The sequence below is a fragment of the Lysinibacillus sp. EB106-09-02-XG168 genome (genome assembly GCF_058791475.1).
The window spans coordinates 880,436-902,706 of sequence record NZ_JBYTDN010000003.1 but is presented as its reverse complement, the minus strand read 5'-3'; the positions used below and the strand labels follow the sequence as shown (position 1 = coordinate 902,706).

Here is a 22,271-nt window from a genome sequence, read left to right as displayed (position 1 = left end):
TTGAAAAATTCAGGTAATTATACAACTAAAATATTCTTTATTATTGCAAAGCATTAATGGAAAATCAATGGCTAATAACTAAAATATGGATGATAATTATTAAAACACGTTCCGCCTCGGCGACACTTTTGGGATCAGCAATAGAGGAACGAAGGTTAAAAGCATCACGTCTTGTGATAGCGTCTTCACAGGATGAGAAGTTCTTAGACTAAGTTCCTCTATTTCAGCGGGTGTTTGGACACTCGCTGATAGAAGTTAAATATAATATCGATGGATAGGACGTCCAACACTTCCGTATTGTATATCTACCTTTAATAAATTTTGTTTTTCTAAAAAGTCTAAGTAACGTCGAGCCGTTACGCGCGCTGTTCCAATATATGTAGATACTTCCTCCGCTGAGACAGCTTCGTTACTTTCTTGAATATAGGCAAGCACTTTGCCTAATGTTGCCCGGTTAAAACCCTTTGGTAGCTCTTCTATTACAATTGTCTCAGTGATTGGGGGAACAGCTACTTGTTCAGGTATACGTTGCTGCATTAGATGATCCACATCATGCTGTGTTAGATCTTCCATACCACTTATTTTCTTTTTATATGATTGATAATTCTTCAAAGTTTGCTCAATTCGTTCAAACGTAAAAGGTTTCATAATATAATCATAGACACCTAAGTGTAAAATTCGCTGCACAGTAGACATATCATTTGCAGCAGTTACAGCAATAACATCAACGGGAAGATGTTCTTCTCGAATTTTTCCTAACGTAATGATGCCATCTTGCTCGGGCATAAAAATATCCATAAAGACTAGGTCGGGGTTTAATTGTTTAATCCTCTCAATCCCTTCTATCCCATTACTAGCATAACCTATTAACGAGAATCCTTTGATTTGCCCTATAAATTGTCTATTCACTTCTCGTACCATCGGATCGTCCTCAATTAATAACACGTTCATTACATCCATCTACTCTTCTCCTAACTCCAATAAGATTAAGAAACTTGTCCCTTTCATAAATTCACTCACTACTTCAATATCACCATTACCTTTTCTTACAATTTCATGTATTAAATGCAAGCCAATACCGCGATTCTCGCTTGCCTTTGTAGAAAAGCCATTTTCAAACATACGAGCTTGCACCTCTTCAGACATCCCAATTCCATTATCAGAAACAGCAATTGCTAAAACATCGTCATGCTCATCTACAGAAATCGCTACATATTTATCATCCTTTGAAAGTACATTTAGCGCTTCGAAGGCATTTTCAATTAAATTTCCTAATAAGACAACAAAATCGTGGTGATCTAATAATGGTGGAAAGCGTTTAAAATGACTTTTTCGATCGATTTCTACTTGTATGCCTAATTCCTTGCCATAGCTAACTTTACTTAGCAATAATCCTGAAATATTTTCATTATGAAAGCGTTCATTTAAAAACTTCGTTAAAGAGGCTTCATTTTCGGTAGTAGCTGTAACGTATTCAAGTGCTTGCTTTGTATGTCCCAATTGCAGAAGACCTGCAATCGTATGTAGCTTATTTTTATGCTCATGTGTTTGTACACGGAGTGCTTGAACAAAAGCTTTAACACCCGTCACCTCTTCCGCAAGCTTTTTCACCGCTGTTAAATCTTTAAACATAGCAACTGCTCCGACTAATTCACCATTTACTATAATCGGGACACGATTACTCAAAATACTATGATGATTAATATAGAGCTCTTGATTGTATACAGGATTTGCTGTTTCAACAATTTCAGGCAATCGTGTATCTGGCAAAACATCATAAATATTTTCCCCAATACAATCCTCTATCTTTGTAGTAACACCTAATATATCAGCTGCTTTTTCATTAAAAATTGTAATATTCATTTCTTTATCGACCGCTATAATACCTTCATGCATAGCATTGAATGTTTCTGTTCGTTCCACATACATCTTCGCAATCTCATGAGGTTCAAGCCCAAACATTTGCTTTTTAATGTGCCGGCCAAGTGTATATGCCCCCCAGATGCTAAAAACAAGGGATATCAGAATCGTAATAAAAATTTCATGCTCATAATTTTGCAGCATTTCTATAAAAGTGGGCAGTGAATACCCTACAATGACAATGCCCACTTGTTCTTTTTTCTCATCAATGATTGGGACAAACGCTCGAATCATTACACCGGCTTCCCCTTGCGCCTTCGATACATAATAATGCTCACTAAAGGCAGCGTTTAAATCCTGTGATTCACTACGCTTCCCTATTTCTTTACTGACTGGGTGAGATAGTTTAATACGATCCTTATTCATCACAACAATATACTCTGCTTTATTCACAACACGAATTCCATCTACAATTTTATTAACATGTTTCGCAGCTTCTTTCATATTGTCATCTTTCAAATGTGTACTGATTTCTGGCACATTTGATACAGTCCGTGCAACGAGCATAGCACGCTGACCAAATTCCTTTTCTTGCTCCGTTAAAAGGTTACCGAGTACAAAAATGCCTCCAAGTAAAAAGGAGAAAGCAATGATTAAAAATGTTACTAACAATATTTTGCCGTTTACAGGCATTTTCATCATTTGAAATCCTCCCCCTTTCCAAATCTGCATTTGCACTATAAAAGTCTTTGGTCAATCTCACTTCTTCAAATGATATGCTTTTAAGATTATCTTCAAAAAAATCTTTTGACAACACTTTAGTTGACATAAGTAGGATAAAGTCATGAACTTAATGAACAATATTACGAAAAATTGGTATAAAACAAAATTTTCTATCACTAATTATTATTGTATTATAACAAAGGTAAATTAACCAAACAGTATCATAACAGGTTGAGCCATTGAAAACACTACGTTTCATTGAAAATACGGATGAATGTACTTAATGAACGATATGTTTCTTATTTTCTAAAACTCTTTTTTTCAAAAGGATTCGTTATGATAATTCTAGTGAAAACGATATCAAAGAGAAAATTAAGAAAAGAGGTAGCATAAAATGAAATTACTGAAAAATTTAACTGTTCAGGTTATAGCTGCGATCATTTTGGGGGTTATTGTTGGAGCCATCTTCCCAGAGTTTGGTGCAAGCCTTAAAATCCTAGCAGACTTATTCATTAAGTTAATTAAAATGTTAATCGCCCCTATTATCTTCTTAACAGTTGTAATAGGAATCGGTAGTATGGGAGATATGAAAAAGGTCGGAAAAATCGGAGGAAAAGCGCTACTGTATTTCGAAATTGTCTCTACCATTGCCTTAGCAATCGGGATTGCTGTTGCATTAATCGTAAGCCCAGGTACTGGATTAGATACGTCAGGTGCTTCCGAAGCTGATATCTCAAAATTTACAACTGCTGCTGCAGAAAGTGAGCAAGGTTTAGGTGCTTTCATCTCTAGCATCATTCCTGAAAACGTTGTAGGTGCACTTGCAGCAGGGCAATTACTTCCTGTGTTATTCTCTGCAATATTATTCGGTTTAGCTGCTGCTTCTATTGGTGCACCTGCAAAACCGGTCATTACATTTTTTGAACAAGTGGCAGAAATTTTCTTCAAAATCGTAAGTATGGTGATGAAAATTTCTCCAATCGGTGCCTTTGGTGCAATGGCCTATACGATTGGTAATTTTGGTTTGAAATCTTTAAGCAACTTAGGTCTATTAATGGCTGCCGTCTATATTACAATGTTCTTATTTGTAGTCTTTGTTTTAGGCGCGATTGCAAAATTCTTCGGCTTTAATATTTTTAAATTTATCGCTTATATTAAAGAAGAAATTTTCTTAGTAATTGGTACTTCATCATCTGAATCTGCCTTGCCATCTATGATGCGTAAATTGGAGAACTTTGGTTGCTCTAAGCAAGTTGTTGGATTAGTAGTACCAACCGGTTATTCTTTCAATCTTGATGGAACTTCCATCTACCTTTCAATGGCTGCATTATTTATTGCACAAGCATACGGAATGGACTTAACGTGGATTCAAATCATTACACTACTCGGAATTTTAATGATTACATCTAAAGGAGCTGCCGGTGTAACAGGTTCTGGTTTTATTACATTAGCAGCGACACTTGCTGCTTTCCCAATGATTCCAGTCGAAGGAATCGCGCTACTAATTGGTGTTGACCGATTCATGTCTGAAGCACGCGCCGTAACAAATTTAATTGGTAACGGTGTTGCTTGTGTAGTCGTATCGAAATCTGAAAAAGAGTTTGATATAGAGATGCAAGAACGTGCACTTCAAGGAAAAACTACAATTGTGTCTTAAGAACAAATGCGCTAAAGCGCTCGTTTACATCCGACAAGCGCTGGAGAGCCCGAAGCAAAAGTAAACGCTCCACCACTTTTGCCCGAGGGATCGAAGCGACCTCGAGGATGTAGCGCTTTAGCCTGACGCCGACAATGTTCTAGGTTAACCAAAGTTAGTCTATAGTTTCTAAAAAAAGGGTAGTGATGACAGCGTGTTGCTGTTTCACTACCCCTTTTATTTAACATATTGTTCAAGCAAGCGTTGCGTATTTGTTGATTGCTCAAGTGCTTTTTTCTCATTTACCCAATAGATCAAATATTGCTGATCTCCAACATTAAAAACCATCTGCTGTAATTCCTCATTTAGCTCAGAGCTAATCGCGACCTTTAAAATATCCACCTCATATAATGGCTCTCCTTTTATTTCATAGACAATATGATAAAGTGGTTTTTCTTCAAATATAGCTCGTTCTTTTTTGCTTAATTTCTTAACATGGCTTAAAGGGTAGTTTTCAATATAGGCTGTTGCATCTTGACCTGTTGCTTTAAAAACAGACTGCTCTCCTTTAAATAGCTCGATTGCATCAATTTCTGCTGCATGATCTAAAATGTGAGAAATAGCTTCTTCCTCATTTTTTTCGCGAGACTGCAATGTAAAAGCGCCAATCAGAATAATTGCAGCAAATATAACTAGTTTCAATCTTCGTTTATTCATGTTCATTACCCATTCAATGCTTTTTTCACAAAGCGGTTAATATCTACATCAGCCCCAATGACAAGCATAATATCTCCTAGCAAAATTTTATCACTCGCCTGTGGAGATACGATAATATCTGCTCCACGTTTAAGCCCTACAATATTTATCCCGTACTTTGCACGAATATCTAAATCCATAATAGAATAACCTGCAATCGCATCATTGGCCTTAAGCTCCATAATGGAATGTTCATCAGAAAGCTCTAAATAATCAAGCACTGTATTAGACAGCATATTATTAGCAATACGGATCCCCATATCCCGCTCAGGATGCACGACAAAATCTGCTCCAATTTTACGCAGAACTTTTTCATGATAATCATTCTGAGCCTTTACAGTAATCTGCTGAACACCGATTTCTTTTAAAATAATCGTCGTCAAAATACTAGCCTGAATATCTTCACCAATTGCTACAATCACATGCTCAAAATTACGAATACCTAATGAATTTAATACCGATTCATCCGTCGAATCTGCGATAACAGCCTGTGTGGCAATGGAAGCGAATTCGTCCACTCTCTCTGAGGAATGATCGATCGCCATAACTTGTGCCCCTTGACTCATTAGTTCGCGGACAATGCTTCCACCAAAACGTCCAAGTCCAATGACAGCAAACTCTTTTTTCATCATTATAAATCCCTCCGAAAACTACTATACCCTTATTGTAACGCATTCTCTGCTATATGTATCGCCAAAAAAAGAGACTACTCGTCATGGAAAGACAAGCCTTGGACATTTTAAGGAATCTAGTAGCCCGTGAATCTGATCGGGTAACCGAAATCAGGTCAACTTCCTTTTCGCTCTGGTCACTTCTCCATCTGCTTACTCTCTGGTTCAATCAACTCGAATCCTTCTCCGCTTAGGATACATCACATTGCTTATAATAATCCCACTAACATTGTATTTTACATAAAAAAAGACGAGGAATAAAACATCCTCGCCTGCTATTGCTATTATGCGTTACGCATTTCATCTAAAACACGATTCACACGTTTTTCTAGCATCTTCATACCGCTACCACCAGCTTGCATGTGACGAAGCTGACCATCTTTGTCGAACACAAAATAAGCAGGTACGTATTGATTTTCAAATGCATCTGTTAGCTTTAATTCGCTATCCACAAAGATTGGTTGAACAATGTCATGCTCTGCCGCTACCGATTTAATTGTTTCTAAATTTGTATCTTCCTCAGAACGTGGCATATGCACAGCAATAACGTTTAACTCATCTTTATATTGGTCACGGAAATTGTTCACATCCGGCATTGCCTCTTTACATAAATGACAACTAACTGACCAGAAGTGGATTAATGTTGGTTTTTCGCCTACTAAATCCGCTTTTGTTACTTCTCCATTTAACCAAGTCGTTGCGCCTGCAAGTTCAGGCATTTGTTCACGAAGTTTCATAAAACATTCTCCTTTTTTCCTTTTTCTAGGACCGTTATCAAAACGTGTGGTTGATTTCCGTTCCGGCTGGGCGCTTTGTTGCTGTCGCTTCGCTTTCGCACAGTTAAAACATTTGTTGTTGCTGTTGCTTCGCTTTCGTACAGAGTTTCCAGGGGGCGTCCGATGAGCCGCTTCGCTGCAGGGTCTCGAGGCAGCAGGATGTTTTTTGCGCGAAAGCGTAGTGCTAACGCAGCGACAGCAGCAGGATGTTTTTTGCGCGAAAGCGTAGTGCTAACGCAGCGACAGCAGCAGGATGTTGGTCACGGAGACGTAATCACAGGACGTGATGCTTTTAGCCTCCGTTCCTCAATATCGCTAATTCCTAAGGAGTCGCCCAGCCTCCACTCCAATCAACTTATTTACATAGTAGACGTTTTAACAAAAGTCATCCACAATTTTTAGTGATGAACCTTTTTCTATATCAAGTTTAAAAAAATCCCCACAAACTTGATGTGGGGACTTTTTATTTTTGAATGATCAATTTCGCCAAGCCTCGAATTCAGTTCAACGCCTGACATAAAAACTCTTCTTAAATTATAGAGTTGCTTGACCTGGACGCCAGTTTGCTGGGCAAAGACCACCAGTTTGTAAAGCTTGAAGTACACGTAAAGTTTCGTCTACATCACGGCCGATGTTGTTATCGAATACTGTTTGGTATTTTAATTCACCTTCTGGGTTGATGATGAATAAGCCGCGTAGTGCGATACCTTCTTCTTCAATTAATACACCATATTCTTTTGAAATTTGGTGATTTGTATCTGCTGCTAATGGGTATTTTAACTCACCAAGACCATTTTTTGTGCGGTCAGTGTTAATCCAAGCTAAGTGAGTGTGGATTGTATCAGTTGAAACACCGATTACTTCTGCATCTAAGTCTTCGAACTCATCGTAACGATCGCTCATTGCAGTGATTTCTGTTGGACATACGAAAGTGAAGTCCATTGGATAGAAGAAAAGTACTGTCCATTTGTCTTGTGCTTTGATGTCTTCTAATGATACTTTGCCAAATGATTTGTCTGCAAGTACCGCTTCCATTGTAAAGTCAGGTGCTTGTTTACCTACCATGCGTTCTGCCATTATAAATCCCTCCGATTATATATGTAGTGTATATATTCCATTCGCACCAGCGAACTCGTCTTCTACGATAGCAGAGTAATCGTAGTTTTTCAAACAAGTAAACTTCACAAAAGTGCACACATTTAATTATCTGACAAATTTTCGTCAAATCCCCAAATGGAATAGCTGCTACAGCCTATTTATTAGCTACTTTTAACAATTTTATTCTAGTTTAAACAATTTTTTTCTACACAACATTTATGTATAATTTCTAAAAATTTCATCTACTTTTTTTTCATTAAAAACGATTGCAAATTCTTTTTTATTATGTATAATTGTAATGGTTTTAGTAAACTAAAAGTTTCGTTAAAGTAAACTTCATATTTCAAAAGTTTATGATTGCTAAACTTCTTCTAGGAGGGAAAAGATGCAAATAGGAGCAAAAATCAAAGCGCTTCGTTTAAAAAAAGGTCTTACCCAAGAGGAACTTGGAGAACGTACAGATTTAAGTAAAGGGTATATTTCACAATTAGAACGTGATCTAAATTCACCTTCCATTGAAACATTATTTTCGCTATTAGAAGTTTTAGGGTCAACACCTAAGGAATTTTTCGATGATGGAGCACCTGAACAAAAGGTTGTATATACAGAGGAAGATCAATCTACTTATACAGATGAAGAAAAAAAATATGAAATTCAGTGGTTGATTCCTACATCAAATGAAAAAGAAATGGAGCCCATTTTCTTAACACTTGCTGCTGATGGTGAATTTAAGCAGTTTGAACCCTCCCTTTCAGAAACATTTATTTATGTTGTCGAAGGGCGTATTCGTCTCGTTTTAGGAGATGAACAGTACATAGCGAGTGAAGGCAATGCTCTCTATTTTGAAGCGACAGATCATCATCAAATTTTTAATGCACATGCTGATGAAACAAAAATTTTACTTGTCGCAACGGATTCATATTTATAGCTTAAGGAGGCGCATCTATGACAACGAATTCGATTATCCGCTTTGAAAACGTTTCAAAGTCTTATAATGACGGCACGGTCGTCTTAAAAAACATTAACCTGGAGCTAGAAAAGGGAAAATTCTATACGCTACTAGGTCCGTCCGGTTGTGGTAAAACAACTATTTTACGTATGATCGCTGGATTCACAGAACCGACAACAGGAAATATCTATTTTCATGATAAAAAAATCAACTCAGTACCAGCCAATGAACGCCAAGTAAATACAGTTTTTCAGGATTATGCATTATTTCCTCATTTAAATGTCTTTGAAAACGTCGCATTTGGGCTTCGTATAAAAAAGCTTCCTGAAAGTGAAATTAAAAACCGTGTTGCAGAAGCATTAAAATTCGTTAACTTAGCAGGCTATGGTAACCGTGAAATTTCTGAAATGTCTGGTGGTCAACGTCAACGTGTGGCAATTGCTCGTGCGATTGTGAACGATCCTGAAGTAATTTTACTTGATGAGCCCCTGTCAGCGTTAGATTTAAAGCTACGTACAGAAATGCAGTATGAGTTACGTGAGTTACAACAACGACTTGGGAAAACATTTGTATTTGTCACACACGATCAAGAAGAAGCACTTGCCATGAGTGATGAAATCTTTGTTTTAAGCGAAGGTGAAATCCAACAATCTGGTACACCAGTAGATATTTATGATGAGCCAATTAACCGCTTCGTTGCTGATTTTATTGGTGAATCAAATATTGTTCCTGGCGTAATGATTGAAGATTTCAAAGTAGAATTTGCTAGTAAAGTGTTTGAATGTGTTGACCAAGGTATGAAGCCAAACGAAAAAATTGATATTGTCATTCGCCCAGAGGATTTAGAAATGACAACAATCGATAAAGGAAAACTTGTCGTTAAAGTCGATACTCAATTGTTCCGCGGGGTACATTATGAATTATCTACGTACGACAAAGATGGCAATGAATGGCTTGTGCATTCATTGAAAAAAGCTGAGGTAGGGACAGAAATTGGTTTAGACTTTGACCCAGAAGCAATTCATGTAATGCGCTTAAATGAAACAGAAGAAGAATTCGATAAACGTTTAGAGGCATATGGGGACGACGAAGATGCAAACTAAGACTTCGAAATCAGCCTTATTTCCTTATGTTTTATGGATTGCACTTTTCGTTATCGCGCCGATTGCACTCGTTGTTTACTATTCCCTACTAGATATACATGGCAATTTTACGCTCGATAATTATAAAGCATTCTTTACTTCTGTCTATTTAAAAATGACATTAAGTTCATTCTGGTATGCGTTTTTAATTACATTCTTTACGTTACTTGTTTCATATCCAACAGCTTATTTTTTAACAAAAACAAAATATAAGCAGCTTTGGCTTTTACTAATTATTATTCCTTCTTGGATTAATCTATTGTTAAAAACATATGCCTTTATCGGGATTTTTGGCTTGTACGGCCCATTAAATGCATTTATCGAAGTATTTGGTTTTGATCCAAAGCAAATGCTATTCACTGATATTAGCTTTGTGTTCGTATCCGTTTATATTTTTATTCCATTTATGATTTTACCGATATTCAACTCATTGGATCGTTTAAATCCGGCACTTATTTATGCAGCACGTGATTTAGGGGCATCTGCCTTTACTACGTTCCGTCGCGTTATTTTGCCGTTAACAATGGACGGTGTTAAATCAGGTATTCAAGTTGTATTTATTCCTGCATTATCACTCTTCATGATTACTCGTTTAATTGCAGGAAACCGTGTTATTACACTGGGTACAGCTATTGAACAACAATTCCTTGTCACTCAAAACTGGGGAATGGGTTCAACAATTGCTGTTTTCTTAATTTTATTTATGGTCATTATTATGTTAATTACGGGACAGAAAAAGGATAAAGGAGGTCGCGTACGATGAAAAAACTATCTGCTTCAGCAAGAGTATATTTAGCGATTGTTTTTATCGTTTTGTATGCACCTATCTTCTATTTAATTTTCTATTCGTTCAATAGTGGTGGAACGATGAATAGTTTTGAGTCCTTTACGTTAGAACATTATAAAGCTGTTTTTGAGGATTCACGTCTACTCGTCATTCTAATTAATACAGTCATCGTGGCATTACTCTCTGCGTTGATTTCTACAATCATCGGAACACTAGGAGCTATTGGTATTGTTACTGTTAAAGATTCAAAAATGCGCAATACACTACTTTCATTAAACAATGTGTTAATTGTTAGCCCGGATGTCATTATTGGTGCAAGCTTTTTAATTTTATTCACAATGATTGGTATTAAATTAGGCTTTGCTTCTGTCTTATTAGCACATGTAGCGTTCAGTGTTCCAATCGTTGTACTGATGGTTTTACCGAAACTATTAGAAATGAATAAATCATTAATCGACGCTGCATTAGATTTAGGAGCAACGAAAAAAGATGTTATGATGCGTGTTATTTTACCGTATATACAACCTGGTATTTTTGCAGGGTTCTTCCTTGCCTTAACGTATTCTCTAGATGACTTTGCGGTAACATTTTTCGTAACAGGTAACGGTTTCAGTACATTATCCGTTGAAATTTATTCGATGGCACGTGCCGGTATTTCCTTAACGGTTAATGCTATTTCAGGTTTAGTATTCTTTGTAACGGTTATAGTCGTAGTTGGCTATTACTTCATCACAAGCCGCGCTAATAAAAGAACGGGGGGCACTCAATGAAGCAATTAATTCAAGCAACAATCGCAATACTTGTCGTTTCCGCCCTTTTATTCTATGCTGCTGACGCCCTAAGTGCGGGCGGTGGGAAAAGTGGTAAAGATACGTTAACAATCTTTAACTGGGGAGAATATATTGACCCTGATTTGTTGAAACAATTTGAAAAAGAAACAGGCATCCACGTTATCTATGAAACATTTGATTCAAATGAAGCAATGATGACAAAAATTCAACAAGGTGGTACAGCTTACGATATTGCAGTACCTTCTGAATATATGATTGAAAAAATGAAGGAAGAAAACTTACTTGTTCCTTTAGATAAAACGAAAATCCCTAATTTTAAAAATATCGATCCGTATTTTTTAGATTTACCATTTGATGACGACAATAAATATTCTGTTCCATATTTCTGGGGAACAGTCGGCGTTGTCTATAATCCAAAGCTCGTTGGAAATCTTGACTTCTCATCTTGGGAAGACTTATGGGATCCTTCATTAAAGCGTAAAGTCTTTTTAGTAGACGGTGCACGTGAAGTAATTGGTATGGGCTTAAATAGCCTTGGATACTCGCTCAACTCTTTAAATAACGAGGAACTACGTACGGCTACGGATAAACTAATCACATTAGCGCCAAATGTAAAAGCTATTATCGGGGATGAAATTACACCGCTGATGGTTAATAAAGAAGCGGCTGTGGCACTCACTTGGTCTGGTCAAGCAGCTGACATGTTGTCAGAAAATGAAGATTTAGACTTTGCTGTACCGAAGGAAGGCTCAAACTTATGGTTTGACAATATGGTCATCCCCAAAACGTCAAAAAATCTAGATGGTGCACATGCATTCATTAATTTCATGCTAAAAGCTGAATCAGGTGCTAAAAACGCTGATTATGTAGGCTACTCTTCCCCTAATATTGCAGCGATGAAGTTAATGGATAAGGAAGTTGTATCTGATAAGCGATTCTATCCTTCTGAAGAACAACGAAAAACACTAGAAGTATATAAAAACTTAGGCCCTGATTATTTGGGTAAATACAATGAGTTGTTTTTAGAATTTAAAATGAGTATTCGATAAACCTAAGCTGTTCTCACATTACGTTGAGAACAGCTTTTTTGTTTAGATGGAGGCGAATCCCAAGGGAAAGACTGGTGCAGGGATTTGTTTTAATAATTAGAATCCCCATAAATAAGTCTCTTATTTCAGACTTATAGTCAATAGTAAACGTACAAGCCTTATGGTAGACTGTAATATATTTGATTAAAGAAAGGGGTATTCGATGACCCAGCAGAAGTCTAATAAGGCGGCTTTGTATATTTTAATGTTTAATATGTTTATCGCAATGGGGAGTATCGGAATTATTATTCCTGTCATGCCTGAGTATTTAAAACTATTTGGTGCTGCAGGACAAGTACTTGGCATGTTGATTGCAACGTTCGCCTTAGCACAATTCGTATTTTCTCCAATTGCTGGGAATCTTTCAGATCAATACGGTCGAAAAAATCTCATTATCTTCGGTCTTATCGTAACAGGACTTGCACAAATTGGTTTCGGGCTTTCTACAGATGTGTGGATGCTCTTCTTGGCACGCTTTTTAGGTGGCCTTGGTTCTGCATTTGTGGCACCTCCTATTATGGCATTTGTGGCTGACGTCACAACGTACGAGGAACGCGGAAAAGGTATGGGGATGATAGGGGCAGCAATGTCCTTTGGTTTTATGATTGGACCAGGTATCGGTGGATTCCTCTCAAAAGTTAGTTTACATTTCCCATTTTATACTGCTGGATTTGCAGCTATCTTAGCAGCTATTTTATCGTTCTTTTTATTACCTGCTACAAAACCGAACACAGCGAAAAAGGCGCAGAAGCAGGATAATCTTGTAAAGCAGATGGCCCGTTCAGTCCGAATGCCTTATTTTGTCATGCTAATTATCATGCTTGTATTCTCTTTCGGAATTGCTAACTTCCAAACAACATTATCATTATTTGTGACAGAAAAGTTTAATTACACACCTACTGATATCGCCATTATATTAGTAATGGGCGGCGCTTTTGGTGTTGTTGTACAAATGTTTGTTATTACACCGCTGTTTAATCGCTTCGGCGAAATGAAAGTAGTGTTAGTCAATTTATTTATTGCAGCCGTTTCGATTTTCTTAATATTATTCGCATCTGGCTTTGCACTTATTTTAATTGTAGCGACAATCTTCTCTACAGCTACGACATTGATTCGCCCAGCTGTCAACACACTGATTTCGAAGCTTGCAGAAAATGAACAAGGCTATGCAGCTGGTCTGAATAATGCGTATATGAGTCTTGGTAATATGATTGGTCCAGCTTTAGCAGGTATGTTATTCGATTGGAATATGAACAGTCCTTATATTTTCGGGTCTATTATTTTAATGGCTTGCTTCTTCATTGCCCTTATTTGGACAATGAAAAAAGCGCCACACCTTATGCATCCTGATTCAAATTAGTCTTAAAAGTTATTGACTATTTTTAGTAGTGTGCTACATTATTAGGATAAAAACTAACAGTAAATTCTTACCACTAGGGGAGTCTTTAAAAGGCTGAGACGTATATGGTCATATACGGACCCTTTGAACCTGATCTAGTTCACACTAGCGGAGGGAAGTGGCGACACTTGCTTTTAAATATGTAAATGCAGGGCCGCTTCCTATTGCTTTTAGGAAGCGGCTTTTTTGTCGGGTTTATCAGCGATTCACTAAATACTAAAAAGGAGTGGAAATTATGTCAATTCGAAAATTAACAATTATGGCCTTGTTAGTAGCAATTGCCGTAGTAGGTTCTACCTTTGTTTCAATACCAACGGGCATTGCGCGCGCCTATCCTGTGCAGCATGCCATTAATGTTATTGGCGCGATTATTCTTGGACCAGTACCTACCATTTTGGTCGCCTTTGTCACAGGTATTATTCGTATTTTAACAGGCACAGGCTCATTACTAGCTATACCTGGCAGTGTTATTGGTGCTTTATGTGCAGCTCTTGCCTATAAATACAGTGGCAAACAATGGCTAGCATGTGTCGGTGAAATGTTCGGTACAGGTATCATTGCCTCACTTATTGCAGTGCCCTACGCACATTTATTAATGGGGACTTCTGTTGCTGCTTTATTTTTCATGCCAGCTTTTTTAACTTCAAGTACTATTGGGGCTATCTTAGGCATTGTCGTTACCAGCAATTTACGTAAAACAGTATTTGTAACTAACCTAAATACTCTTCTATAAATTATAAATCCTTTTTGAAGGGATGAGAGATTTATCGAAATAAATTTATGTTTTATCGAAACAATTTTAAAATTTATCGGAACAATTTCAGACTTTATCGGAATATTTCAGAAAATACAGTATATATGACCGCACTAATAGTTTTCAGTGTCATCAACTTTTGATGATAGCCTTGGAAATGAAAAAAACGATGGCTCATTACTATAAAGCAATGAACCATCGTTTTAAATTACTAAGATCGTTTTTTCATGCCCTTTAATAGCTGGGCAACATTTGTGTCCTCTGCCTGTATTGGTTTATCCTCGACAAGCTGCTCTTTTTTCTTCGGCCTAGTTAAGAAGCTCCAGCCAAAGCGTCTAATGGTAATATCAATGAAGAATAGTAGCATTCCCGCTAATAAAAGCCTTGTTGCAATATTTTGGCGTTCCGCACCTTTTTTAGTAAATTCACGGAATACTTCGCCAGGTTCTTTTAACACGGAGCCGCCTGTTTGCTTTGTTAGTTCTTCGACTAGCTTATCATTCACTGGACGTAATTCATATTCAGCACTATAAGGTACACTTAAACCAGCCTGGTAAATGGCCTTTTCTTCATCGGCAATGCGGAAGAAAATGAGTCCTGGTTCTGCTCGTACGACAGCTCGAACTTGTGAAGCTGAAATTGTTTCAAGCTGTGTTTCAAGTTCTTCACCCACTTCATTGACAGCGACAATATCTAAGAACGCCGCTTTATTTGTTGGGTCAGTGATGACAAATGAACCGTCTGATTCTAGCCGTACATCATAGGCAACATCGTTATAGCTCGGTAGCATTTTTGAAATAAGTGTTTGCCAAAACATGCCCCAATTTTGCCATCTTGCCCAGTCTCCCGTCCATTTCCCTGTCGAATCAGAAGTAAAGGCGAATGTTTTTCCAAGGCCATATTGCCATTCTGCAAGTACTGGATCTTCCTTCTCACTTTCTGCGATAACAGTGGCCCCCTGCTTTACTGTCGTACCTAAATAAGCATTCATTTTAGGTACCCCATTTACAAATAGCGTATTCCAGCCAGATGCATTAAATATAGATGGGTAGAATGGGTTATCTTCAATATATGTGCGTGAAATCATAGCAGTTTCACGAGATAAAATAGATGGGATCGTCTGCTCATCAACAACATCATAGAAACGTCCACTGCCCATCTCACTGAGTGCTTCAAGTAAGTTAGCATCTGCATCTTGACCAATTGCAACTGTTGATAGAGTCGTGCCATTTTCTTTTCCTTGTGCAATTAAGTCTTCATAGTTACCCGACTGTGACTGTCCATCTGTTAATAAAATAATATGCTTACGCTGCAACTTTAAATCTGCTAGATTTTCATAAGCTTTAGCAAGTGAACCATATATTTCAGTACCCCCACCTGGCGTTACAGATAAAATCGTATCTACAGCTTCTTCCTTATTGCCAAGTGGCCCTGTCTCAATAATTTCCCAAGGTCGGTCATCAAAGGCAATAAACCCGAGCGTATCCTCATCTCGTAGCATTTCAACTGAACGGGCGGCAGCCTCCTTAGCAAGCTCTAACTTTGCTCCAGACATACTTCCAGAGCGGTCAAGTACGATTGCCAGCCCTAATGATGGTAATTGCTCCTTACCTTTAATCTCCATTTCAACAGGTAGTAAAGTTTCGATTGGTGTTTTAAAATAACCGCCTAAGCCAAAGCTATTTTCGCCACCAACCATTGTAAAACCGACACCAAAATTTTTCACTGCTTGCTCAATAACAGTCATTTTTGCCTCGCCTACTAAATGGCCTGGCACATTATCAAAAATGATGGCATTGTATTGTAAATAACTAGAAAGCTCATTTGGCAGACTTTTAGCATCTACCACATCATAGGAAATGGATTGATTGCCAAGTGCTGCTGCGATTGGTGATGGTGTTTCATAACCATTAACAATTAATAAATGCGGTTCACTTTGCACCATCGTGACGCTTGTTAATTTATTATTTTCAAAAATTGCATCCTGTTCAACCTGCACGAGTGCCTCATATTTTACAAGCCCTTCTGTCGTTGCTGAATGTTTAAACGTAAATACATTTGAACCTTCTGTAAGTTCCACTACTTCACGGTGAATAAGCTTATCGTTTTCGTATAGTAATAGCTCACCTTGTTCTGCTACAGTTGCATTTATTTCAGCGACTAACTGCTGTTGCTCACCTACATAAGCAACTTGTGGTGTAACAAAGCTTTTCATGGATACATCATTAGCAACAGGTTGGTTAAATGGCACTACATCAACACTTATATTTGACCCTTTAAACTTCGATGCATATTCTAAGGCATCTCCTTTTGTTTCATTGCCATCCGTTAAGAGCACAAGTCGTGTTGCTTTTTTTGGATCTACAATACCTGAAGCGAGCTGTAGGCTCTGTTCAATATTTGTTTGATCTGTTGCTTTTATAGCTGTAAACTTCGGTACTTCCTTTAAAGATTTCGATAAAATGGCTTCCGTTTGTAATGTCGATGAAAAAGAATAAATTCCTGCAAGCTGTTCATCTTTTTTCGACGGTAAACTTTCTGCTATAAAATTGGCCATCTCATCATCTGTACCATTCATTGAAGCAGAACGGTCAACTAAGAACAATACTTGTTCTTCCTTTACAGGCAATAAAATATAGGGCCCTGCAAGTGCAAAAACTAAACAGCATATTGCCACAATACGAATACCTAGTACGACGATATGGGTTTTTTTTAGTCGCTGACGCTCGCGCCAATAGGTCCATCCAAAATACATAAGCAATGGAAGTAAAAGCAACAATGCTAATGGCATATTAATTCGTAAATCCACGACGTCGTTGCACCTCCCACTCTAAAACAAGTAATACTAAGATCATAAGGATAAGCCAAGGTACGAACGATGTTTTCGATATTTCTTCCTTACCGTTGTCCGGAAGCTCTCCAAGCGTATAGCTTGTCCCTTTTTCAATCACACGCTCTTGCGCTTGAAGCTGTATGATGAAGCGCTTTTCTTCATATTTTGACCGAGCTGTATAAATTCCTGGCTTCATTGGTGCTGTTAATAGACCATTCGTAATGGACGATAAAAACTCAGCTTCCTGCGAATATATACTCCAATCACCCTGTGTTAAAGCAACTGCACGTTGCTCATTTGGTGTGAAAATACCAAGTGAACCTATTGATGCTGAAAGCTCCTGTTCAGCACTCCATAAAAATAACGGGAATGAAGGATGTAACGGCCAATCTGTATCTGCAATATCAGCTAATACAACAATATCCCCTTCAGGTGAACGCTGAATAAATGGTAGGTCTCCAACTGATGCAATCGTTTTATAGTCATCGAATCCAGGATATAATGCACTGACGTAAATATCTTTCAGCTCACTAAATGCAAACAATGCATCACTTGTTGTACTGACTTCTCCAGTACCTTCAACCTTCTCAACGTCATCCCGTCCAAATAATACAATTGGCTTATCCATCTTTTCGAGTAGTGCCGTCTGATTGGTCACAATAGTGGCATCCAAATTGTCAGCCAGCTGTGAAGATGGAACAATTTTCACGCTACTATTAATCGTTTGCAAACCTTTTTGAATGAGTTGATGCATACTTTGATCGACAACTACTTTTGAAGTAGCTGTTTGTAGCAATACAGTTTGTAAATTATCAACAGTATAATCGTCCTTAGCATCTATCTTGGCAGTCATAGTATCTTCTAACGGTAGGTCTTTAAATGTTTTCGTTACGGCTTCATTTGGAGGTAATGCAACACTTTCCGTAACGATCTCCTTACCCTTAACATTTTCTATAGAAAGTTTTACATTTTGCTCTTTGTCCGTATCATTTTGTAGCTGTACAAGTGCCATAGCAGATTGTCCATCTGTAGTAGCAGCAAAACGTGTCATCGCGATATTTGTTAAATCCTTTGCAGATCCTTTTACGATCCACTTCACCGTATCTTTTTCCATCGGTAATTGCTTTTTATCGAGCGAATCTGTAAAGATATAAATAGATGTTGGTGTATTACCGACAAAAGCTTGTGCCGCATCTAGAGCTTTATTCATTTGAGCTGTCTCATATGTTACTTGTAACTGTTGAATGGCTTTTTCAATATCTTTAGTATTTGTTTCCTGCTGTAATATAGCTTTTGGCGTATTACCTGTTGTAATGAGTGTCACAGGCCTTCCATCAAGCTCATTGACCAATGACAGCATTTCTTTTTTATGTGTATCAAATGTTGACTGCTCTTTCCCCGCTAACATCGTTGCAGACGTGTCTACTATGAAAATCGTCTGCGCACCAACGATCGTTGACTTTTTAACATATGGATTCATTAATGCCAGTACGAGTAAAAGAAGTGCTAGCAGTTGTAAATAGAGCAGAGCATTTTTTTGTAAATGTTTTAAGTATGGTGACACACGTGTTTCTTGCATAATTTCCGACCAAAAAAGTATGGAGGATACGGGTTGATCGGTATATTTTTTTCGAAAGAAATAATATAGAAGGACAATGACCGGGATGATGGCCGTCCAGCTAAAAAGTATTTGACTAAAGCCCAATACGGCTCACCTCACCTAATCCAATGTGCTTTTATTAATTGTTGGAAGATGGCATGCTGTAACCCATCCTCTACTTTAAGTTGTAAATGTCGAACACCGAAGCGCCGACAAATTGCTTCAAATTCCTCTTCATGTAATAAACGTCTTACCCTATACGTGTCTAGAACTTTAGAAGACATCGTAACATTGACATCTCTGCCCGTTTCACGATCAAGTAAGCGCACATCACCCGTATATTCTGGTGCTATTTCTTCTTGTGTAACTATTTGCAAAATACGGACATCCCCCGCAAAGCGTGGTAGCCTTTTTAAAAGTTGCTCCCATTCCTCGATTGGCTCAAGTCCGTCTGTGACAATAAATAGTACGGTGCTATCTTTAGGCAATGCTTTGAAAGCTCCTTGTGCGAAGCTATTTGTATAAGTTGCTTGCTCTATCTCTGTGACTACCTGTAAAAAGGCGCGACGATACATAGCACCCTTACGACGGAACGGTGGTTTCACCTCATCCTGTAGAAAAGAAAATGATAAGCGATCATCGCGGCCGAGCACCATTAGGCCAAGAGAGGCGACAATTTGCCGTGCAAAAGTCCATTTTGCTTGATCGCCCATAGATTTAGTTGTATCTAGCAAAATGTGCACGCGCATTTCTTGTTCATCTAAAAAACGTTTAATGAAGTATTTATCAGTTCTCGCAAAGACGTTCCAATCCACCTGACGTACATCATCACCTAAATGATATTCACGAAAATCCGAAAAATCGAGCGATGCCCCGAAGCGTTGCGAACGGTGCGAGCCCTTGTGCTGCCCACGTAATTTGGAGGCCGTTGCCACTTGGAAGCGACTGATTTTCGCTAACCAATCCTCGGGCAATAATAATTTTTGTGTCACCTGCTAACACCTTGCTGTACTTTTTCTAAAATGACATCAATTACATCGTCTGCTGTTTTACCTGAAGCCTCCCCTTCATAATTCAACAGCATACGATGGCGTAACACTGGCTTAGCTACAGATTTAATATCCGCTACAGAAACGTGGAAACGTCCATTCATAAGCGCCCTTGCCTTCGCTAATTTGATTAAACTTTGTAAACCTCGAGGACCGCTACCATACATCGCATATCGCTTGACCTCATCAATGGCATCCACTCTTTCAGGATGTGTAGCCACAACAAGGTCCGTCGCAAATTCGAGCATTTCATCAGCAACGAGTACTTCCTTAACCATTTGCTGCGCTTCAATCAGTGCTTCTGTATCCATGATCTTTTGAAGACCAATTTCCTTAGCGCCTGTTGTACGCTTCATAATTTCCATTAGTTCACTTTTCTCAGGATAAGGCACAAGAATTTTACATAGAAAACGGTCCATTTGTGCTTCAGGTAAAGGGTACGTTCCCTCCATCTCTATCGGGTTTTGTGTTGCTAACACGAAGAATGGTCTTGCCATCTTCTTTGTATCTCCCAAAATTGTTACAGTTTTTTCACCCATTGCTTCAAGCAGTGCACTTTGTGTTTTTGGTGTTGCTCGGTTAATCTCATCCGCTAATACCATTTGGCTAAAAATCGGACCAGGCTGGAACGTAAACTGCTGCTTGCCATCGGCTGTGCGCTCAATCATACTTGTCCCTGTAATATCCGCTGGCATTAAATCTGGTGTAAATTGAATTCGCGAAAATGATAAATCTAGTACTTCAGAAATTGTACGGATTAACATCGTTTTTCCTAAACCTGGTAGGCCCTCTAATAATGCATGCCCATCAGCAAGGACTGCGTATAATGTATAATCAATGGCTTCCTCTTGGCCAACGATAAAGCGATGAATTTCTTCCTTCACTTGTTGTAATTTCGTACTCATTTCAACATATTGTTGCTCTGTAAATGCCATTCCTTTTCCTCCTACTTAGACTCAATTGACGTGAAATAAGATTGCACGACATTTTGTAAATCCTTTGGTAATTGTAAACGCTCTGAGCTTTCTAAATAGCTATCTTTATAGGAACCTATAACTTCCTCATACGGTTGGATAGAACCTTTAGTAATCGGGCCATTTCCTTGTTGCTCTGAAATATGTGATCCATCTCCTAATGCTCCACCATCAACTGAAGTCTGACTAGAGCCACCCATTCTATTTGGCGTCGTTAATAAATCGCGGCCGCCCTGTCCTGTGCCTGCACCTTGACCTGATCCATTGCCATTGCCATTACCATTTCCCTTACCATTTCCCTTACCATTTCCCTTACCTTGTCCTTGTCCTTGTCCCTGTCCCCGTCCCTGTCCTTGTCCTTTGCCTTGTCCTTGTTGATTGCTCTGATTCGATCCTTGTGCCTGACCTTTACCACTAGCCTGTTGAGAACCGTTTTGAGAATTAGGTTGGCCTTGTTGTCCTGTTTGACCTTGCTGATTGTTATTAGCACTATTGGCACTCGCAATAGCATTTTGTAGCGTATTGCTTGCGGGTTTTCCAAGCTTGCTCATAGCTGTCTGAGTATCATTTGCATTTTGCGTTAGCTCCTGCTGCATTTGGGCGAGCTCTTTCATTTGCTCCACTTCTTCCTTCGATAAGCCTTTGTCGTCAGAAGCACCCTCCTTACTAGCCGTTTGCTTATCCTTTAATTGTTGCTCCTTTAAAGCAAGCTCCTTTTGCTTTTTCACAACTTCGCGTAATGCTTCTTCAGCTGTTTCTGTCTTTTTTAACGTATTTTGTAATTCTTTTAATTGCTCTTTCACTTCTTTTGTTTCTGCTTTTTTCTCTAATTTAGCAACTTCCTTCTTTACGTCTTCAATGACAGCTTTTTCTTTTTCAACCTCAATTGCTTCAATTTGGGGAGCTGCTGGGAACATATAAAGAATGGCCAGTACGACAGCTGTTCCAAATAGACCAATCAATGCTTTGGGACGAAACAAATTTTTCTTTCGTGCCTTAAATTCAGCAAATGCCTTTTCAACGTTCTCAATCGCTTTCGTTAGTAGAGATTGAACGAGTGGGTCCTTATCGTCCTCGAACGATAAGGCAGTCACAAGCTCATTGTGAGAAAAATAATCATCCAGTGTATGCAATGCTTCCTTTTCTTTTATACGCTTCCACCACATAAACAGCACTGTTGCTAGTACAACAACGATAAAGGTAGCAAGAGCTGTTTGGCGATAATACGGCCAAACAAAGAGCCTTGATACGAGAAAGAGGGCAGCACTCGAAAGCAATGCCAAAAACAAGCCGTACTGTGCAATTGGAATGCTTCTTTCTACTGTTAAACTCGTCTTTGCACGTTGAATATATTTTCGTAATTGCTTACGACGCTCCATAATATT

Annotated in this window: 19 protein-coding genes and 1 riboswitch; of the genes, 8 read left to right on the top strand and 11 right to left on the bottom strand. The window is 38.4% G+C overall.

What is annotated here, in order from left to right:
- Positions 1-255: 255 nt before the first annotated feature.
- Positions 256-960 (bottom strand): response regulator, encoded by a 705-nt coding sequence (locus tag AC3WSO_RS05195; protein WP_492529288.1) that lies wholly within the window; start codon positions 958-960, stop codon positions 256-258.
- On the bottom strand, positions 961-2,562 hold the full coding sequence (locus tag AC3WSO_RS05190; RefSeq protein WP_492529286.1) for an ATP-binding protein: 1,602 nt from the start codon (positions 2,560-2,562) through the stop codon (positions 961-963).
- A 415-nt stretch (positions 2,563-2,977) separates the two neighbouring features.
- On the opposite strand from AC3WSO_RS05190, the gene AC3WSO_RS05185 reads away from it, so the two are divergent.
- Complete coding sequence (locus AC3WSO_RS05185; protein ID WP_492529284.1) at positions 2,978-4,240, top strand: dicarboxylate/amino acid:cation symporter; 1,263 nt, start codon at positions 2,978-2,980, stop codon at positions 4,238-4,240.
- Between the two features lie 216 nt (positions 4,241-4,456).
- On the opposite strand, the gene AC3WSO_RS05180 is transcribed toward AC3WSO_RS05185, so the two are convergent.
- From AC3WSO_RS05180 to AC3WSO_RS05165, 4 genes are all read right to left on the bottom strand, one after another.
- Positions 4,457-4,936 carry a hypothetical protein gene (locus tag AC3WSO_RS05180; protein WP_492529282.1) on the bottom strand — a complete coding sequence of 160 codons (480 nt, stop codon included), beginning with the start codon at positions 4,934-4,936 and terminating at the stop codon, positions 4,457-4,459.
- A gap of 5 nt (positions 4,937-4,941) precedes the next feature.
- On the bottom strand, positions 4,942-5,604 hold the full coding sequence (locus AC3WSO_RS05175; RefSeq protein WP_079559812.1) for a potassium channel family protein: 663 nt from the start codon (positions 5,602-5,604) through the stop codon (positions 4,942-4,944).
- A 326-nt stretch (positions 5,605-5,930) separates the two neighbouring features.
- Positions 5,931-6,383: a TlpA family protein disulfide reductase gene (locus AC3WSO_RS05170; protein ID WP_049668264.1), complete on the bottom strand. Its 453-nt coding sequence runs from the start codon at positions 6,381-6,383 to the stop codon at positions 5,931-5,933.
- 573 nt (positions 6,384-6,956) lie between these two features.
- Positions 6,957-7,499 carry a peroxiredoxin gene (locus AC3WSO_RS05165; protein WP_285397472.1) on the bottom strand — a complete coding sequence of 181 codons (543 nt, stop codon included), beginning with the start codon at positions 7,497-7,499 and terminating at the stop codon, positions 6,957-6,959.
- 406 nt (positions 7,500-7,905) lie between these two features.
- On the opposite strand from AC3WSO_RS05165, the gene AC3WSO_RS05160 reads away from it, so the two are divergent.
- The 7 genes from AC3WSO_RS05160 (at position 7,906) to thiW (ending at position 14,409) form a co-directional block, all read left to right on the top strand.
- Complete coding sequence (locus tag AC3WSO_RS05160; RefSeq protein ID WP_079559677.1) at positions 7,906-8,448, top strand: helix-turn-helix domain-containing protein; 543 nt, start codon at positions 7,906-7,908, stop codon at positions 8,446-8,448.
- A 17-nt stretch (positions 8,449-8,465) separates the two neighbouring features.
- Entirely contained in the window at positions 8,466-9,572 is a 1,107-nt protein-coding gene (locus AC3WSO_RS05155) for an ABC transporter ATP-binding protein (RefSeq protein WP_349658997.1), read from the top strand.
- The gene (locus tag AC3WSO_RS05150; RefSeq protein ID WP_197142169.1) at positions 9,562-10,374 is read left to right on the top strand and encodes an ABC transporter permease; all 813 of its coding nucleotides are present in this window, start codon (positions 9,562-9,564) and stop codon (positions 10,372-10,374) included. Before AC3WSO_RS05155 ends, AC3WSO_RS05150 begins: the two co-directional genes overlap by 11 nt.
- The gene (locus AC3WSO_RS05145) at positions 10,371-11,168 is read left to right on the top strand and encodes an ABC transporter permease (RefSeq protein WP_492529279.1); all 798 of its coding nucleotides are present in this window, start codon (positions 10,371-10,373) and stop codon (positions 11,166-11,168) included. Before AC3WSO_RS05150 ends, AC3WSO_RS05145 begins: the two co-directional genes overlap by 4 nt.
- The gene (locus AC3WSO_RS05140) at positions 11,165-12,238 is read left to right on the top strand and encodes an ABC transporter substrate-binding protein (RefSeq protein WP_349658998.1); all 1,074 of its coding nucleotides are present in this window, start codon (positions 11,165-11,167) and stop codon (positions 12,236-12,238) included. Before AC3WSO_RS05145 ends, AC3WSO_RS05140 begins: the two co-directional genes overlap by 4 nt.
- Before the next feature lie 202 nt (positions 12,239-12,440).
- The gene (locus tag AC3WSO_RS05135; protein ID WP_492529277.1) at positions 12,441-13,637 is read left to right on the top strand and encodes an MFS transporter; all 1,197 of its coding nucleotides are present in this window, start codon (positions 12,441-12,443) and stop codon (positions 13,635-13,637) included.
- A gap of 65 nt (positions 13,638-13,702) precedes the next feature.
- A riboswitch (TPP riboswitch) is annotated at positions 13,703-13,810 on the top strand.
- Between the two features lie 101 nt (positions 13,811-13,911).
- Positions 13,912-14,409 carry an energy coupling factor transporter S component ThiW gene (thiW, locus tag AC3WSO_RS05130; protein WP_492529275.1) on the top strand — a complete coding sequence of 166 codons (498 nt, stop codon included), beginning with the start codon at positions 13,912-13,914 and terminating at the stop codon, positions 14,407-14,409.
- A 232-nt stretch (positions 14,410-14,641) separates the two neighbouring features.
- On the opposite strand, the gene AC3WSO_RS05125 is transcribed toward thiW, so the two are convergent.
- From AC3WSO_RS05125 to AC3WSO_RS05105, 5 genes are read right to left on the bottom strand one after another with little or no spacing between them, the layout of a single operon-like run.
- A complete protein-coding gene (locus tag AC3WSO_RS05125; RefSeq protein WP_492529273.1) occupies positions 14,642-17,239 on the bottom strand; it encodes a VWA domain-containing protein in 2,598 nt (865 codons plus the stop codon).
- A complete protein-coding gene (locus tag AC3WSO_RS05120) occupies positions 17,223-18,968 on the bottom strand; it encodes a vWA domain-containing protein (protein ID WP_492529271.1) in 1,746 nt (581 codons plus the stop codon). Before AC3WSO_RS05120 ends, AC3WSO_RS05125 begins: the two co-directional genes overlap by 17 nt.
- Before the next feature lie 11 nt (positions 18,969-18,979).
- A complete protein-coding gene (locus AC3WSO_RS05115) occupies positions 18,980-19,855 on the bottom strand; it encodes a DUF58 domain-containing protein (RefSeq protein WP_492529269.1) in 876 nt (291 codons plus the stop codon).
- On the bottom strand, positions 19,852-20,847 hold the full coding sequence (locus AC3WSO_RS05110; RefSeq protein ID WP_492529267.1) for an AAA family ATPase: 996 nt from the start codon (positions 20,845-20,847) through the stop codon (positions 19,852-19,854). The genes AC3WSO_RS05115 and AC3WSO_RS05110 overlap by 4 nt, the downstream gene beginning before the upstream one ends.
- A gap of 11 nt (positions 20,848-20,858) precedes the next feature.
- The gene (locus tag AC3WSO_RS05105; protein ID WP_492529265.1) at positions 20,859-22,265 is read right to left on the bottom strand and encodes a DUF8809 domain-containing protein; all 1,407 of its coding nucleotides are present in this window, start codon (positions 22,263-22,265) and stop codon (positions 20,859-20,861) included.
- Between the last annotated feature and the right edge of the window lie 6 nt (positions 22,266-22,271).